This window comes from Neisseria sp. P0008.S010, from assembly GCF_051962715.1.
GTDB lineage: Bacteria > Pseudomonadota > Gammaproteobacteria > Burkholderiales > Neisseriaceae > Neisseria > Neisseria elongata.
This window is the reverse complement of the sequence record NZ_JBQCVA010000146.1, coordinates 1-484: the sequence shown is the minus strand read 5'-3', so window position 1 is coordinate 484 and position 484 is coordinate 1. Positions and strand designations below refer to the sequence as shown.

Annotated in this window: 3 protein-coding genes and 1 pseudogene; all 4 read right to left on the bottom strand. The window is 50.0% G+C overall.

The genetic code is table 11. The features are described from left to right. Nucleotides 1–112: recombination protein NinG (locus tag ACTHSL_RS12945; RefSeq protein ID WP_440381690.1), on the bottom strand; the 112-nt coding region annotated here is incomplete at its 3' end. Then, on the bottom strand, nt 105–275 hold the full coding sequence (locus ACTHSL_RS12940) for a protein NinF (protein WP_000566997.1): 171 nt from the start codon (nt 273–275) through the stop codon (nt 105–107). The genes ACTHSL_RS12945 and ACTHSL_RS12940, both read right to left, overlap by 8 nt. Then, on the bottom strand, nt 272–454 hold the full coding sequence (locus ACTHSL_RS12935) for a NinE family protein (RefSeq protein WP_000113775.1): 183 nt from the start codon (nt 452–454) through the stop codon (nt 272–274). The genes ACTHSL_RS12940 and ACTHSL_RS12935 overlap by 4 nt, the downstream gene beginning before the upstream one ends. Continuing rightward, nucleotides 427–484: pseudogene (ninD, locus tag ACTHSL_RS12930) on the bottom strand (protein NinD); the annotation flags it as partial. The pseudogene ninD and the gene ACTHSL_RS12935, both read right to left, overlap by 28 nt.

Here is a 484-nt window from a genome sequence, read left to right as displayed (position 1 = left end):
GTGCTATCTTGGTTCCACACTCTGGAGAGCACCACCACTGACTAGCGAATGCAGGGTGAAACCATTCCCGGCATTCATCGTTTTTACATCGTCTTCGCGCTGGTTTAGCCATCATCTTCTTCCTCGTGCATCGAGCTATTCGGATCGCTCATCAGTTCTGCGCAGCAGTGCTCACACACGTGAACTTCCAGCACATGCAGCTTCTGACCGCAGTTAGCGCACGTTAAAGCTCGCTCGACGCTTTCTTGTTCGTAACTTCGATTTTGGTCAATCACCTTGTTTTCCTCGCACGACGTCTTAGCCACCGGATATCCCACAGGTGAGCCGTGTAGTTGAAGGTTTTTACGTCAGATTCTTTTGGGATTGGCTTGGGTTTATTTCTGGTGCGTTTCGTTGGAAGGTATTTGCAGTTTTCGCAGATTATGTCGGTGATACTTCGTCGCTGTCTCGCCACACGTCCTCCTTTTCCTGCGGTAGTGGTAAC